General features: G+C 35.4%; 15 protein-coding genes. 13 read left to right on the top strand and 2 right to left on the bottom strand.

The features are described 5' to 3' along the window. Positions 1-2 precede the first annotated feature (2 nt). The 5 genes from PSE60_RS01775 (at position 3) to PSE60_RS01755 (ending at position 2,907) form a co-directional block, all read left to right on the top strand. Positions 3-668, top strand: a complete 666-nt coding sequence (locus PSE60_RS01775; RefSeq protein WP_272664402.1) for a hypothetical protein — start codon at positions 3-5, stop codon at positions 666-668. Positions 669-729: 61 nt separating this feature from the next. Next, positions 730-1,158 carry a DMT family transporter gene (locus PSE60_RS01770; protein ID WP_272664401.1) on the top strand — a complete coding sequence of 143 codons (429 nt, stop codon included), beginning with the start codon at positions 730-732 and terminating at the stop codon, positions 1,156-1,158. A gap of 21 nt (positions 1,159-1,179) precedes the next feature. Next, positions 1,180-1,506, top strand: a complete 327-nt coding sequence (locus tag PSE60_RS01765) for a DMT family transporter (RefSeq protein ID WP_004907976.1) — start codon at positions 1,180-1,182, stop codon at positions 1,504-1,506. 195 nt (positions 1,507-1,701) lie between these two features. Then, a complete protein-coding gene (locus PSE60_RS01760) occupies positions 1,702-2,037 on the top strand; it encodes a tRNA-binding protein (RefSeq protein ID WP_210840417.1) in 336 nt (111 codons plus the stop codon). A gap of 168 nt (positions 2,038-2,205) precedes the next feature. Beyond that, positions 2,206-2,907, top strand: coding sequence for an AraC family transcriptional regulator (locus PSE60_RS01755; RefSeq protein WP_210840416.1), 702 nt, complete (start codon positions 2,206-2,208; stop codon positions 2,905-2,907). A 74-nt stretch (positions 2,908-2,981) separates the two neighbouring features. Here PSE60_RS01755 and PSE60_RS01750 read toward each other — a convergent pair whose 3' ends face one another. Together PSE60_RS01750 and PSE60_RS01745 are read right to left on the bottom strand one after the other, a co-directional pair. Then, positions 2,982-3,389, bottom strand: a complete 408-nt coding sequence (locus PSE60_RS01750; RefSeq protein WP_272664400.1) for a DUF2628 domain-containing protein — start codon at positions 3,387-3,389, stop codon at positions 2,982-2,984. A 177-nt stretch (positions 3,390-3,566) separates the two neighbouring features. Next, positions 3,567-3,947, bottom strand: coding sequence for a DUF1992 domain-containing protein (locus PSE60_RS01745; protein WP_272664399.1), 381 nt, complete (start codon positions 3,945-3,947; stop codon positions 3,567-3,569). 456 nt (positions 3,948-4,403) lie between these two features. Between PSE60_RS01745 and PSE60_RS01740 the strand changes: the two genes are divergently transcribed. From PSE60_RS01740 to PSE60_RS01705, 8 genes are all read left to right on the top strand, one after another. After that, a complete protein-coding gene (locus tag PSE60_RS01740; RefSeq protein WP_210840512.1) occupies positions 4,404-5,975 on the top strand; it encodes an AbgT family transporter in 1,572 nt (523 codons plus the stop codon). Between the two features lie 694 nt (positions 5,976-6,669). Continuing rightward, positions 6,670-7,200 carry a fimbrial protein gene (locus PSE60_RS01735; protein WP_115167985.1) on the top strand — a complete coding sequence of 177 codons (531 nt, stop codon included), beginning with the start codon at positions 6,670-6,672 and terminating at the stop codon, positions 7,198-7,200. Between the two features lie 86 nt (positions 7,201-7,286). After that, positions 7,287-9,761, top strand: coding sequence for a fimbria/pilus outer membrane usher protein (locus PSE60_RS01730; RefSeq protein WP_272664398.1), 2,475 nt, complete (start codon positions 7,287-7,289; stop codon positions 9,759-9,761). Positions 9,762-9,784: 23 nt separating this feature from the next. Continuing rightward, the gene (locus PSE60_RS01725; protein WP_272664397.1) at positions 9,785-10,519 is read left to right on the top strand and encodes a fimbrial biogenesis chaperone; all 735 of its coding nucleotides are present in this window, start codon (positions 9,785-9,787) and stop codon (positions 10,517-10,519) included. Beyond that, on the top strand, positions 10,520-11,506 hold the full coding sequence (locus PSE60_RS01720; RefSeq protein ID WP_272664396.1) for a fimbrial protein: 987 nt from the start codon (positions 10,520-10,522) through the stop codon (positions 11,504-11,506). It begins immediately after the preceding gene. Between the two features lie 508 nt (positions 11,507-12,014). Continuing rightward, positions 12,015-12,323, top strand: coding sequence for a helix-turn-helix domain-containing protein (locus tag PSE60_RS01715; RefSeq protein WP_210840283.1), 309 nt, complete (start codon positions 12,015-12,017; stop codon positions 12,321-12,323). Between the two features lie 209 nt (positions 12,324-12,532). Then, positions 12,533-13,066: a fimbrial protein gene (locus tag PSE60_RS01710; RefSeq protein ID WP_004258955.1), complete on the top strand. Its 534-nt coding sequence runs from the start codon at positions 12,533-12,535 to the stop codon at positions 13,064-13,066. 131 nt (positions 13,067-13,197) lie between these two features. Beyond that, positions 13,198-15,678, top strand: coding sequence for a fimbria/pilus outer membrane usher protein (locus PSE60_RS01705; protein WP_272664395.1), 2,481 nt, complete (start codon positions 13,198-13,200; stop codon positions 15,676-15,678). Position 15,679: the final 1 nt, after the last annotated feature.

The raw sequence follows: 15,679 nt of genomic DNA, 5'->3' as shown, positions 1-15,679 counted from the left end.
TTGTGCAGCGAGTTTTACGTCAGTTAAAGCGACACGTTCTGGTCGTATTATCGCCAGTTGACGGTTACCAGCAAGCCATTTACCAAAGGTTGGCACAGCTAGAGTCTGTTGCTTTTTCCTTTTATGCCACCGCATCCATGCTTCAGTCTTCCCAAGTTGAAAAATGGGCTGAACTGGGAAGTGTTGTAAATAAAAACACCTTATCAATAAATGGGTTAAGCCATTATGACAGCCTGTTTTTACCTTTCATTGATGCAAAAGTAGTTGGTGAGATAGCCAATGGTTTGTTTGCCAGTGAAGAAAGTGAATTAGCCTTACAGGCTTTATCACAAAATATGTCGACCTTAGCATTGAAATACCATTGCTGCCCTGAAAGTGAATTAAGTCAGGTTTTAGGTTTAAATAAAAATGAAAATTATAATCAGTTAATTAGAGAAAATATCTCTAAAGTAATTAAGTTAGGTGTTTATTTTGATTCATTTAATGAAATAGAGAATAAGCTTTTAACTAAAGGTATTGATGAAAATTTAAAACCTGAAATAAATAATGAAAATCAAAATCGCTATATTACTTTAAAAGAAGTAATGAATAACCCTAGGGGGTGCCGTGCGAATGAAAATAAATTAACAGATTTAGCATTCGATTATTTAAAGTCTCTTAAAAAATAAAATTATTTAATCAAATTAAAAATTAATTTTAATCTTTCTATTTATCGTAGGAGTATTATCTATGTCCCCTAAAGCAAAGTCATGGCTTTGGATGCTGGCGGTTATTATTTCTGAAACTTCAGCAACCTCGACCTTAAAAATGTTTGATAATAGTGAAGGTATGACCAAATCATTATTACTGGCATTAATCGTTGTGTTGTATGTTATTTGCTATTATTCACTCTCTCGTGCAGTTAAATATATCCCTGTTGGTTTAGCTTATGCTACATGGTCAGGTACAGGAATTTTGATGGTTTCTACGCTGGGCATGTTGTTTTATGGTCAACATCCAGATACTGCGGCCATAATTGGAATGGCTGTGATTGCAAGTGGTATTGTGATCATGAATCTATTCTCCAAGATGGGCTCAGATGATCCGGAAGAAACAGAATCATCAAAAGATGAAACTGAGTCTTCATTATTATCAGCAAAAAATAAAATAGCTCATTAATTCAAAGTTAAGGGGAATATTATGTTTACTGGATTTTTATGGTTAGCGCTTTCTATTGGTTCTGAAATAACGGGCACTTCAATGATTAAAAAGACCAACAGTTTTAGCAAACTGGGGCCATCAGTGTTAGTTATTATTGCTTATTGCTTATGTTATTTCGCTTTAACTCGTGCAATGGGCTATATTCCAGTCGGTGTTGCGTATTCATTATGGTGTGGATTTGGTATTGTCGGTGTAACTTTAGTTTCTATGATTTTATATAAACAAAAACCCGATTTCCCTGCGGTATTTGCGATGGGGTTAATTATCTCTGGCGGGATCATTATGAATACATTTTCAACAATGTAATTAACAAGAAATTTTTATTTTAACCTATTTCCTGTCTTGTATTTTTTGCCCTCAATTTCTAATGAGGGCTATTTTTTGCTTATCTTCCTAGCCCGTGGTGGTCTGGCTACATAAAATGACGTTCTGGCGATAAAACGCAAAATCTGTTGTGTGTTAATTTATTACACATAAGCAATTTAATTCAGGAATAGATTTATGCAAATTATTGAATGGGATGATTTTACCCGTGTTGAAATGCGTGTAGGTACGATTATTAGTGCACAAATTAACAGTAAAGCGAAAAAGCCAGCTTATGTGATGGAAGTCGACCTAGGGGAATTGGGTATCAAGCGCTCTAGCGCACAGATCACCGTCAATTATACGCCAGAAGATTTGATTGGTAAGCAGGTATTATGCGTGTGCAATTTTGAGGTTAAACGAATCGCGGGGATTAAATCTGAAGTATTAATTACCGGAGCGCCTGATGAAACGGGGGCGATTGTTCTTGCGGAGTTTAACTTACCTTTGCCGAATGGTGCCCTTTTAGCCTAATGCTAGTTATACTTCGCGTTGTTGGTTTCACTCACTCGCCCTAGTCACATACTTTTGTATGCTTCTAGGGTCTCGTTTGCTTGCCGCCTACTGTAGTCGGTGCCATCACTGCCATTTATCAGTAAAAAGGTTATACTGCTATCATCTGTATCAGTAGGAGTGTGCCCTTTGCGATTGCCTGAGCTTCATTTTCGCCAATATTCGGACGAAGTCATTTCTCATCAACATGATGGGCAGTGGCAAGTCGTTTTGTCGTTATCTGGGCAAATGGAAATAAACATGTATCGGCAGCACTTTTTACTTAATGCAGGCAAGGGGATGGTGATCCCGCCAAGTGTTAATCACGCTTTTAGTGGGCAGGTCGGCAATCAAAATTATGTATTAGAAATGCCTGCAACAGCACAGTGGGCATTAAGTGAAAAAATGACGGAATTTACTCTGACACCTGCCGCAGTCGGTCTTTTGAATTGGTTGCAAAGTTTTCCACAAGCTCCCGAACATAATTTTACCGTTGCCCGTTTGTTATTGGCTCAGTTAAAACCTGAAAAAAAATGGATTGATGAAGTTTCTCAATGGGTGGAACTGCGTTTACATCATCCTATTAGTTGTGAAGATATGGCGACCGCTTTTTGTATGTCAGTGAGTACGCTTCAACGCAAAATAAAGGTAGAAGCACAATTAACAGCGATGCAATTTTTATTACAAAAACGTATGGAAGCGGCTGGGAGTTTATTATTAACCAACACATCAATAGAACAAATTGCATTAGCAGTGGGTTATGACTCACATTCCGCATTTAGTCACGCATTTCGCCAATTTTATGGTAAAACGCCGAATGAATATCGTTTGCAGAGTGTTAATTTAGAGTAGCTATCTATTCTAAACTTTATTATGCGATAAAAATTGGCAGCCTTGCCAGCAGCCAACTTTTATTTGATTGTCACTTAAAGCATTCGGATCCCTTCAAACGGATTCCAGTTATCCAACCCTTTGGTTTCTTTAATATAGTAGGCATAGTTAGCAATCATTGCCCACATTGCGGACATACCGACAGATACCCCTGTATAAACTGCATTTGGGATAGTTCCACCAATCATAAAATCAATAATATTCAAAGCCAGACCAACCCCAATAGTGATACCAAGCATCACTAACCCTTTTTTCCAAAGCCCTAAAATTAGGAAGTAAATAATACCGAAGAAGAAAGCAAAAATGTTCATGTTAATGAGGATACGCTCACCGAAAGAGGCGGCTTTTAACGCCGCTTTGAATTCAGGTGTATTAGGTGCGCCATGTTTGTCAAAGAAATCAAAACGTTTTTGCCATTTACTAGAATATTGTTTCTGTTCCATCTTTATCCCTTGTCTATTAATAATAAAGTCGAGGTTGATAATACTAAGATGCTCGCATAAATATAGGGGGAAATAGTCTTAATATGATTATTGCGGAGCTTTCTTAAAAAAGTGTTAAGAAACTATAGAAAATGGCAAATTACTCGTATATTTACTCACTTACTATTTGACATAAGTTTATTTGCTATTTGGTTTATTATTTATTTGCTTAGAAATTGGATCTGCATAGTTGCCATGTAAAAAATCGGTATTGATATTGGCTTGCTTGAGCTTTAATTCAAGCAAAGCCAGCTGCTTACTCATTGATGTATAATTTGGGTCATTCACTGATAGGCTTTGTATCATGTGGCTAAGTGTCAGTACATCTTTTCTTTGCTGTAATTCTGCAGGTAAATAACCTGAGTTTTTCAATATCCGATACCCAGCCCTGAGCTCAGGCGGAACCAGACTATCATCTTCAAGCTGCAAAGCTTTTCCTTCCCCAGCTAAATTTGAAAGTTCACCTCTGCTTAGTGATTCTTGAATGTGGCGTTCAGCCCAAAGGTCGATAACTGACATAATAGAGGCTCCATGAGTTGTTTTTTTACTATTATAACCTTCCATATCAATATAAATAAATTGGCAGATTATTCTTTATTAGGTTTGTTATTCCGAATTATAAGCAAGGTTTTATCGAGTGTTAATAAATAAGGGTTTTACAATTTATATAAAATAAAACTGCTAAAAAATGATATTTAATTAGTGATAAATGACGAAAAAAAGCCATAGATAATATAAAAATTGTTATGTTGACCACACTTATCAAAATTAATTTACCAGAATTATTTTGGTTGTAATTACCCACTTTAACTAAATTAATAATATTAATAGCTAATAAAAATGAGTTGGTCCTAATTATGTTGAATTTTATATCTGATTTGCATGAATTTTGTTGATTTAGAGTTATCTATTTGTAAATAGCAAAAAGTAAAAACATTGTGTAATGTCCGTTTTTCTTGTTTATAAGGAGAAAATATGGAACAAAAAAAGCAAGAGGGAAGCCGTTTTTTAAGAACGGTTGAGTGGTTAGGTAATGCTCTACCACATCCTGTTATTTTATTTATTATTTTAATTGCGATTTTATTAGTTTCCTCAGCAATTGGTCAGTACTTCGGTGTCAGCGTGCCAGACCCTCGTCCCGAAGGTGCAAAAGGGCGCGCAGAAGATGGTATTATTCATATTGTGAGTTTATTGGATGCCGAAGGGATCCGAAAAATTATTGCGAATGTCGTCACCAATTTTACAGGCTTCGCACCGTTAGGAACGGTACTCGTCGCATTATTAGGGGTGGGGATTGCTGAACGAGCAGGTTTACTTTCCGCAGCCATGCGTTTGGTGGTCACCAAAGCCCCTCGAAAATTAACCACAATGGCGATCGTGTTTGCTGGGATCATGTCAAATACCGCGGCAGAGTTAGGTTATGTGGTACTTATTCCGCTCGCAGCTATCATTTTTCATTCATTAGGTCGTCACCCTTTAGCCGGCCTTGCTGCGGCATTTGCTGGTGTTTCTGGAGGTTATTCAGCAAACTTATTATTAGGCACGGTTGACCCGTTATTGTCAGGTATCACTCAACAAGCCGCACAAATCATTGATCCAACTTATATCGTGGGCGCAGAAGCAAACTGGTACTTTATGTTTGCCAGTACGTTTTTAATCACTATTTTAGGTTATTTGATCACTGAAAAAATTGTTGAGCCACAGCTTGGCCCATACACCGGCGGTGCAGTAGATGATGATGAAAATAGCCTCTATGCCTCGGCAAATGTCACTCCGTTAGAGAAAAAAGCCTTATTTTGGGCATCTGTGACTTTTTGGGGATTGGCAGCACTTTTGGCATTAATGGTAGTACCAGAAAATGGAATATTACGTAACCAAGACACTGGGTTAGTGAGTAACTCGCCGTTCTTAAAAGGGATAGTGGTCTTTATTTTTGTCTTCTTTGCTGTCCCCGGTATTGTGTATGGCTATATTGCTAAAACCATGCGCTCTGATAAGGATATCGTGGATGCAATGGCTGGTGCGATGAGCACGCTTGGCTTATATTTGGTTATTATTTTCTTTGCTGCGCAATTTGTTGCTTTCTTTAGTTGGACAAACATCGGGCAAGTTATTGCGGTTAAAGGTGCCAACTTCTTAAATAGTATTGACCTTCATGGTGGTGTACTGTTTATTGGCTTTATTCTTATCTGCGCATTCATTAACTTAATGATTGGCTCTGCATCCGCACAATGGGCTGTCACTGCACCTATCTTCGTACCTATGTTGATGTTGGCGGGCTACGCGCCAGAAACTATCCAAGCCGCGTATCGTATCGGCGACTCGGTCACGAATATTATTACGCCGATGATGAGTTACTTTGGTTTAATTATGGCGATTGTTGTGAAATATAAGAAGGATGCAGGAATAGGAACATTAGTTTCAATGATGTTGCCATATTCAATCATTTTCCTGATCGGCTGGTCATTGTTCTTTATTGTCTGGGTATTTGTGTTGGGCATCCCTGTCGGTCCTGGCTCACCAATTTATTTCACGCCGGGAAGTTAAGTACAGTTTATTTTCTTTATATAAAACTAAAAAAGCTGCTTATTAAGGCAGCTTTTTTATGATTAAAATAAAATGTCAATATCTCATTGTATTAATTGGTTTTTTATTTTTATTTTTACATAAAAAAGAGAATGAACGAGATTCTTTTTGAGTAAATAGCTTAAATTAAATTATAAAAGAGGATGTATTGAAATATTTACTCATAGTTTAGTTTATTGATTTATAAAAGGTTTACTTATATTAGGATGGATTGATACTTTATTTTTTATTGAATTGGTAACAGAATCTTGAATGGATGTAAATAAATGTCTCTATAAGTGCATTTTTAGAGTATTTATGATGTTTTAATTTGCATTTTTCCTTTTTTCAATTTAAATCCTTTATTTTTTGTTTATTTCTAAATTTAATGCTTATTATTTATTATATGGCAGATTTTTATTCTGATTTGTTCGTGTTTTTTTATATGACCATCAGGATTTTAACTTTAAATGACAAGAGGGGTGATGTGTTATTTATTAAATTTCAATTAGTTATGATTTTTATGTTTAGTTACACTCTACAGCTTAAATACACAGTTCAGTTGTATTATTTAACTCGAATGCTGAGTATTATTCATCTCGTTCAGAAATTAAATAAACCCCTAGAAATTAAATAAATTCCTAGAAATTAATTATTAACTAATAAGGTATGCAAGATGAATAAAACATTAATCGCAGTTTTCTTGGCACTAACAACAACTTCTATTTCTGCAATGGCTGCGGATGCTGGTTCAGGTAAAATTACATTTAAAGGTACAGTTAATAGTGGTGCATGTACTATCGCACCTTCAGATATAAATAAAGAAGTTCAATTAGGTAGTATTTCAGCTGCAAACTTAGGAGCTGCAGGTAAAACAGGTCCACTAAATGCTTTTGAATTAAAATTACAAGATTGCCAGTTAGATTCAGGTACACCAGGAACACCTTATTCTAAAGTTAAAATTGCATTTAATGGACAACCAGATGCAACTAAATCAACTTTATGGGCAAATACAGGTAGTGCAGATAATATTGCCGTAGCATTCTTTAATAATGATGGAAAAGCAATCAAACCTGGTGATGTTTTAGAGCAAAAATTAAAAGAAGCAGAAACAACAATTATTTTATCTGCCCAAGTAGAATCAACAGGTGCAGCGACAGCAGGTAGTATTAATTCTGTTGCGAACTATGTATTAAGCTACGAGTAATATCATCTTTATTTACTTGCCAATTGCTTTACGCCTTTTTGGCGTAAAGCCTTTTCTCTGCATTTTTTAATTAAAAGAGTGAAATCATGTATTTTAAGAAAAAAAATATTTGTTATATCATTTCACTTCTTGTATGTGGTGGATATTCTAATGCAGAAACATTTAATATAAATGCACTAAATTTATCTGTCGATGATAATATTGACTTAAGCTATTTTGAAAAAAATAACTTTAGTGAAGGTTTGTATGAGACAGATATTGTTTTAAATGGAAAAAGAATTTTACGTGGCGAGAAAATTAAATTTATTAGCCATGATGGAATAATTGAACCTTGTATTACAGAGAGTGTTATTAAACGCTTTCCATTAACTGAAGATGCAAAAGAAATATTACTATCTTCGGAAGAAGACCATTGTATCAATATTAGTGCGTTGGATAAAAATGTCACTGTCGATTTTAATGACAGCGATCAAATTTTGACAATCTCTATTCCACAAAAATACCTTGCAGCGATGTATTCATCTTGGGTTAGTCCTGAGTTACGTGACTACGGTATTGCTGGTTTAATTTTAGATTATACGGTTAGTGATAATAATTTTTACCGAAAAGGTTCTGGTAATCGTAATAACCTCAGCGCATTTGGTAATGTGGGTGCTAACCTTGCTGAGTGGCGTTTACGTGCGAATTATCAATATGAAAATAAGCTCGTTAACAGCAGTAATGATAAAAAAAGCCGCTTTGAATGGGACCAAATTTATGCATTCAGAGATATGGCGAGTTTATCGGCAAAATTATTTGTCGGCGAGATTTATATTAAATCTGATTTGTTTGATAGTGTACGCTTTAAAGGGATCAGTGTCTTTACTGACGAAAGTATGATGCCTCCTAACCTTAGAGGGTATGCACCGCAAATCACTGGTGTTGCTGCATCGAATGCGACCGTGACTTTATCTCAAAATGGGCGAATTATTAGCCAAATCAAAGTACCCGCAGGGCCTTTTGTTATTAAAGATTTGAGCCAGTCTGTGATGGGTACAATTGATGTTACTGTGACCGAAGATAATGGTAAAGAAACTACGTTCCAATACACTACCACGAATATTCCATTTTTGACCCGTAAAGGCCAAGTGCGCTATACCATGAATTTAGGGCAACTTTCGCCAGAAAATAATGAAAATATCGATAAGAATTTTATAACAGTTGAAAATTCTATCGGGATTCTTAATAACACTTCAGTGTTTGGGGGCCTGGTTGCTACATCAAATAATCAATATCGTGCAATCAACCTTGGTGTTGGCCAAAACTTAGGTTTCTTAGGTGCTCTTTCTGTTGATGTAACCCAATCATATGCCGATGTGGGTACAAGAGAAACAGGAAAGAGCTATCGTATTAATTACGCTAAAAATTTACCGAGTATTGATGGGCAATTAACTTTAACTGGTTACCGCTTTGCTGACCGTACGTTTAATTCATTATCTAATTTTGTTGAAAAGAATTTTAGTGATAAATCGCAAGGTGAATTGGATAAAGATAAACATGTATTTTCACTGTCATATGCACAGCAATTACATTTTATGAATGCAAGTGCGAATATCACTGCATCACGTAAAACTTATTGGAATGGCAAACAAAACAACTATTTTAGTATTGGATTAAATAAATTTTTTGATGAAGGATTTATGAAAGGGGGGAACGTTTCTTTATCTTTAAATCAATCGCGTAACTCCCTTGATAAAACGGATAATCAAATTTATTTATCGGTAAGTCGGCCATTACAGACTGAAAGCCAAAATGCCTCAATTTCTTACTTTGCTTCTTATAGTGATCAAGATAAGCGCTATACTAATAATGTCAACTACAGTAATTATGTGAATAAAGATACAAACTATAACCTGACAGCATCAACTCAAGACGGTTTATCTCAAGGAAGTGTGAATGCGTTTATTTCACACAGTGGTGATACAGGGCAGTTGCAAATGAGCGGGGCATTATCGGACTCAATGAATTCAGCGAGTATTATGGTGAGTGGTTCAATTACAGCGACACAACATGGTATTTCAGCGCATCGATTAACGTATCGTGACCAATCTCGCTTAGTGGTTGATGTCCCTAAAGCGAAAGGTGTCATCATTGAAAATAGCCATGCTATCACCAACGGCCTTGGGTTAGCGACCATCAGTAATGTACCGACTTATTACAATATGGAATACAAAGTGGATGTCAACAACTTACCAGATACTGTTAACGTTGAGGATAACGTTTTAGAAACGGCATTAACGGATGGCGCTATTGGTTATATCAAAATGGATGCTGACATCGGCAAATCATTAATTTCACGCATTAAATTGGTGAATGGCCAATACCCACCACTGGGTGCAGTGGTGACAAATACCTCGAATAATAAAGTTTCTGGGATCATTGCAGAATCCGGTATTGTTTACTTAACAGGGTTAAATATGGGCGACCAGTTAAGTATCAGTTGGGGAGAAGGAAAGTCATGCAACTTCTCTGCCGACAGTATTCTGGTAAAAAGCAGTGATGCCATCATGTGCAATCAGTAAAATAACGAAAAAATGGGTGAAAAATGACATTCTTTAAAAAGGTAATTTCGGTTGTTTTATTATCTGGCGTAATGACGCAAGCCCAAGCAGTATTAGGGCTTGACCGGACTCGTATTATTTTGAATCAAGCGGATGGCGGTACGAGTGTAGTCGTTGATAACCAAGATAAAACATCATCATTTTTAGCACAGACATGGATAGAAACCGCCAAAGGCGATAAATTAACAAACTCTTTAGTGGCACTTCCCTTTTTACAGAAAATAGGGCCGCTACAGAAAAAACAAATTAAAATTACGCATATGGAAGGGCTGAATACCTTACCGCAAGATAGAGAAAGTTTATTATATTTCAATGTTCTTGGGATCCCACCGCAAGGCAAAGAAGCGAATGTGGTGCAGTTTACCATCCAATCACGGTTGAAACTGTTCTATCGCCCAAAGGGAATTAATTACCCATTGTCTGCGGATAAAGATTTTCAACAGGATCTTAAGGTCGCTAAGCAAGGTGGAAGTTTAAAATTAACTAACCCAACACCATTTAATATTATTGTTACGAATATTAATGTGGATAGAAGCAAGGATAACCAATTTCCAGAAACTGTCGTTGCACCTTTCAGTGATGCTGTTGTCACATTAAAAAATCCATCTTGGAACAGTTTTGAGGTTGCTTATATTGATGACTTTGGTGGGTTAAAGTTTAATAAATACCAATGTGATTCATCACAGTCTTGCCAGTTATTGCCACAGGCGAAAAAATAAATGAAAAGCTTTAATCATACAAAAAAAGATCACAAGAAAAGACTGATTAAAGGCATATTAGGGTCTTTATTATTACTCTCAGGAGCGTCGTCTTATGCGGGGGTAAATTGTAAACCTGGCAGTGGGAATGCCTGGTTTCCTCTACCTTTGATATCGATTGATATGAATACAACTCCTGGTCCTATTCCTATAGGCACTGAGTTAGGCAGTGGACGCTCGATGATGGCATGGGAATGTAATTTTTCGGGGTCTGTAGCGGATAGAACGATTTGGTTTTATAACCAAACGCCAGCCCAGACTAAGGCATATCTCTTATCTAGTGGTATTCAGGTTTATCAACATTCTTATAGCCTTAGCAAGGTTGTTGAGATTACGGCACCGAACACACCGCGTTTAGAAGTAGGTTCTTGGGGGGTAGGTACACAAAATATTGGGTTATGGCATGTGTTTACGCTAAAAAGAGGATATGGTGAGCTAAAATCTTTTGATACAGGAAATTTTGTTGTTGGTTATCATACAGATGGAGTAGGGCAACGTATAGGAGACTTATATACTATCCGTCTAGTTGGGAAGTTGGTTAACTATTGTCCCACTCCGATAGTAACAATGAGCGATAAAGTCGTTGATTTTAAAGAGCTTACTCCTGAGCAATTCAATAATGGTAAAACGGTTAAAGAGAATTTTAATATCACGTTAACGCCTATTTCTACTTGTGAAGCGGCACTTGAAGTTAGCGTGGCTTTTCAAAGTAACAGTGGTGTTGTGAATAAAAAATATTTGATGTTTGACAATGGGTTACAAATTGCAATTACGGATAAAAATTTAGGACAGGAAATCAACTTTGACCAGTATTACTATAAAGGTCAAATTTCTCAGCAACGACCTGGAAGCTACCAATATACTGCTGAATTATCGAATAAAAGTAATGATCCAATTAAATCAGGGCAATTTAGTAATACTGTAAATGTATTATTTTCATACCGTTAACGTTACCTCATCTTATTTCATGAAAGCCCATCATATTGAATATGATGGGCTTTTTTGTTTTCATAGTTTCAATCAATTTAGCCATTTATAGCTTTAAGTCTTATTATTTTATAGATGTATGTTTCACTCTATCTTGGGGATATAAAATGCCATCAAAAAGAAAATGTTAACGTTTGGTTAATCGATAACATTTCACATTGAAGATTTGTTAGATAAAAAAACTGTATTTTTAGGATATGTGAGATAAGTAACCATATTTGATGATGGCATTTACCCGAAAAATGATGAGTTCGCTAGACAATGTTTCATACACCTTACTTATATTAAGGGTAAATCATATATTAATAGTCAAAAATCAGATATTTTAATAAATAAAATTAATGTTTTGTTTTATTTATTACTCGTATGTGAATTTGTTATTTTTATTTTATTTAATTAGTATTGCTCGCAGTTAGTTATTCTTATGTTATTCAGTATCTACTTTGTATTATTCAGAAAGGAAATAAAAATGGCAGCTAGATATCCTATTGCCAAAATAGTAGGGAGCAGAATAAAGAAGCTTAGAAGGGAGTATGGACTAACGGGAACTGAAGTGGCAATGGCTTTGAATGTTAGTCAACAACAGTTTTCTCGCTATGAACGAGGTATTAATAGAATAGATATCGATTCATTAGTTATGATTGCAGACTTCCTTAAAGTCAGTGTTCATTATTTCCTTGAAGATATAGATTTAGAACAATCAAAAAATTGGACCTCTGAATACAATTCATTATTAAGTCATGGTTTTTATTCAAAAAATAAAAAAAATGAAGATTAGTATTTGTTTTAAGGATCTCCTTATATTTACGGTTCATGTTAGTGGTTATATTACTTCACATGTTATCGGACATCTCAAGTCATTAAAATAATGATACGAATAAAGTTAACTGAATTCTAGTTATATCAATAATACGATTGGTATGACTGTGTACCAACTAAGGTATTGCCTTAGTATATATTAATAATATCATGAAATAAGGGTTTAAAATGAAAAAGACGCTATTAGCATCTTCAATTATCGCATTAACATTCACTGCTGCATCAACTTCATTCGCTGCGGATGTAGGAAGTGGTACTATTGAATTTAATGGTACAGTGAATACGGGTGCTTGTACTATTGCTCCTTCTTCTGTTAACAAAGAAGTTCAATTAGGTTCTGTTCCAGCGGCATCATTACAAACAGCTGGTTCACAAGGTCCAAATGTTGATTTTACATTAGAATTAACGGATTGTATTTTGGACCCTACTGCAAGTGGTACTGATTATTCTAAAGTAACAGTTAAATTCACTGGCCAAATGGATGCAGCAGGCACCTTATGGGCAAGTACTGGTACTGCTACCAATGTTGGTGTGTTATTCCAAAATGCAAGTGGAACAAATTTAAAAACAAATGATACTGTTGAGCAAAGCTTAAATGCAGGAACAAATGTTATTAATTTATCTGCTCGTATGCAGGCATTAGGTGCAGCTACAGCCGGTTCTGTTAAATCTACAGTCGCTTACGTTTTAGATTACCAATAAGTATTAATATAAAAATATTAAAAAAATAATAAATCTTATATTTGCTGATTATGCTGTGTATAGCAATTGCTTCACAGCATTTTCAGTTATATGAGTTCATTCAATAAATCCATTATAGAATATTGCGGCTAATGAAAAAGAACAATTTTAATAAAAACATAGTGACTAGTTTAGTATCTAGTTTATTGTTTTACACTTACTATGTTAATGCGGATTCTGTTCAATTTAATGAAGACGCATTATCTATTTTGGGTAATACTAATATCGATTTAAGTGCATTTGAGAAAAATAAAATTAGTGAAGGTTCTTATTTTTCTAATGTATCGGTAAATGGTCGAAGAATTAATTATTTTGATCAAATAAATTTTTTAAGAAAAGATGAAAATATACAACCTTGTATTTCTAGAAGCTTAGTAGAAGTTATTGGGTTAAAAGAAGAGTTTATTAAAGAAGTGCCTACATGGGAAAATGGTCAGTGTTATGACCTTGCATCACAGGATAAAAACATTCAGGCTAGATTCGATGATGAAAAGCAAGAGCTAATGCTTTCAATACCTCAAGCTTACTTTCAGTATTCTGATGACAATTGGGTTCCGCCTATGCAACGGGAAGTTGGGGTTAATGCGCTCGTCTTGGATTACAACCTTGTTGAAAACTATATTAAATATAAGAATACTCGAGACATTAATAATTTTAGCTCATTCGGTTCTGTTGGTGCGAATGTAGGGCGTTGGCGTGTCCGTAGTAATTATCAATACCAAAAAGACTTTAATGATAATAAAAATGATAATTTTAAATGGGTACAAACTTATTTATTTACAGATTTACCTAGTTTATCTGCAAAATTTTTTGCGGGTAAATATTATACAGTAAGTAATGTATTTGATTCTGTACGTTTTAACGGTGTTAGTGTCTTTACTGATGAGAACATGTTACCAGCTTCTCTAAGAGGCTATGCACCGAGTGTTACTGGAACCGCGACAAGTAATGCGACGGTTACTATATCGCAAAATGGACGTATTTTGAATCAAATGAAAGTGGCACCAGGGCCTTTTTCAATTGATAATTTAAGTTCCTCTTTATCGGGGGCTCTTGATGTTAAAATTACAGAGGAAGACGGCTCTATACGTGAGTACCAAGTATCCTCGACTAATATTCCATTTTTAACACGCCCAGGCATGGTGCAATATAAACTAAATGCAGGTCGGTTAGACCCAATGGGATATAAAAACATTAATGATGATTTTATATCAACTGAAGCCTCTTGGGGGATCCTCAACAATTTGTCTATTTTTGGTGGTGTTTTCGCAACCTCTAATGATGAATACCATGCCTATAATGCGGGTGTTGGGGTAAATATGGAACGCTTTGGTGCAATATCTTTTGATATTACACAGTCGAGAAACCAACTACAGGATGTCGCTTTACATACTGGTGAAAGTTACCGTATTAATTATGCAAAACGTTTTTCAAATTCGAGTAGACTGGATTTAACAGGGTATCAGTTTTCTAACGAAGGCTTTATGTCAGTGAATGACTATATTAGCTTAAAAGAAACTCCGTTAACGCCACATTATCGGCAGAAAAATGTATTTACGACTTCTTTTACACAACAACTCCCTGATTTACAGGCTGATATAAGTTTAAGTTACTCTCGGGAAAGTTATTGGAAAGAATCAAAAAATAACAATACTCTTAATTTATCATTTAATAAAACAATAAACACAAGTTTTATAAATAATGCGATTTTATCATTATCAATTGGTGAAAGTAGCTACGTAAAAGGTAAACGCTCTAAGCAAGCATACCTTTCGTTAAGCGTCCCATTTGGTGGTGAAAGAAATTCACGGATTCAATATTTTAGTTCTTATAATGATATTGATAAGAAATATAATAGTAATATTAATTACAACTCTAAAATTAATGATAATAACATTAGTTTAGGTTTATCAAGTAAAGACTTTTTTGAAAATGCGGCAATGAACGCATCCGTTTATCGTGACACGCAATATGGTACTGCACAACTAACGGGGTCGTATGGTGAAGACTACCATACATTAAGTGGTTCTCTAGACGGCTCTTTGACCATTACCAGCCAAGGGCCAGTCTTACACCGACGAGTTTATGATAACCAAGCTCGTATGGTTATTGATACAGATAAGGCGAAAGGGGTATCAATTAATAAAAATGAATCAGTCACGAATGGGTTTGGTTTAGCCGCAATTAGTAATGTTCCAACCTATTATAGGTCGACCCAGTATGTTGATCTTAATAATGTACCAGACAATGTCAGCATTGATGACAGTGTGATTGAATCAAATTTAACTGATGGTGCGGTTGGTTATTCAAAACTCAATACATTAGTGGGTGAAAAAGCGTTAGTCACAATTAAATTCCCTGACGGCAGTACGCCTCCATTTGGTGCTTTAGTTTATGGCTCCGATAATAAAAATGTATTGGGAATGATTGCAGAGGAAGGGCAAGTTTATTTAACGGGCTTCCAGCCAGATCAACAATTAATAGTTAAATGGAGTGGTGACCAGTCATGCAGAATTATACTAGGTAAACAAAGTCATTTAACCAGTAAAAACATAACCTGTAATAAAGAATAGA

Origin of the sequence: Providencia sp. PROV174, assembly GCF_028480685.1 — a bacterium.
Lineage (GTDB): Bacteria > Pseudomonadota > Gammaproteobacteria > Enterobacterales > Enterobacteriaceae > Providencia > Providencia rettgeri.
Note: the sequence above shows the minus strand (reverse complement) of the source record. Positions and strands in the feature narration are given on the sequence as shown.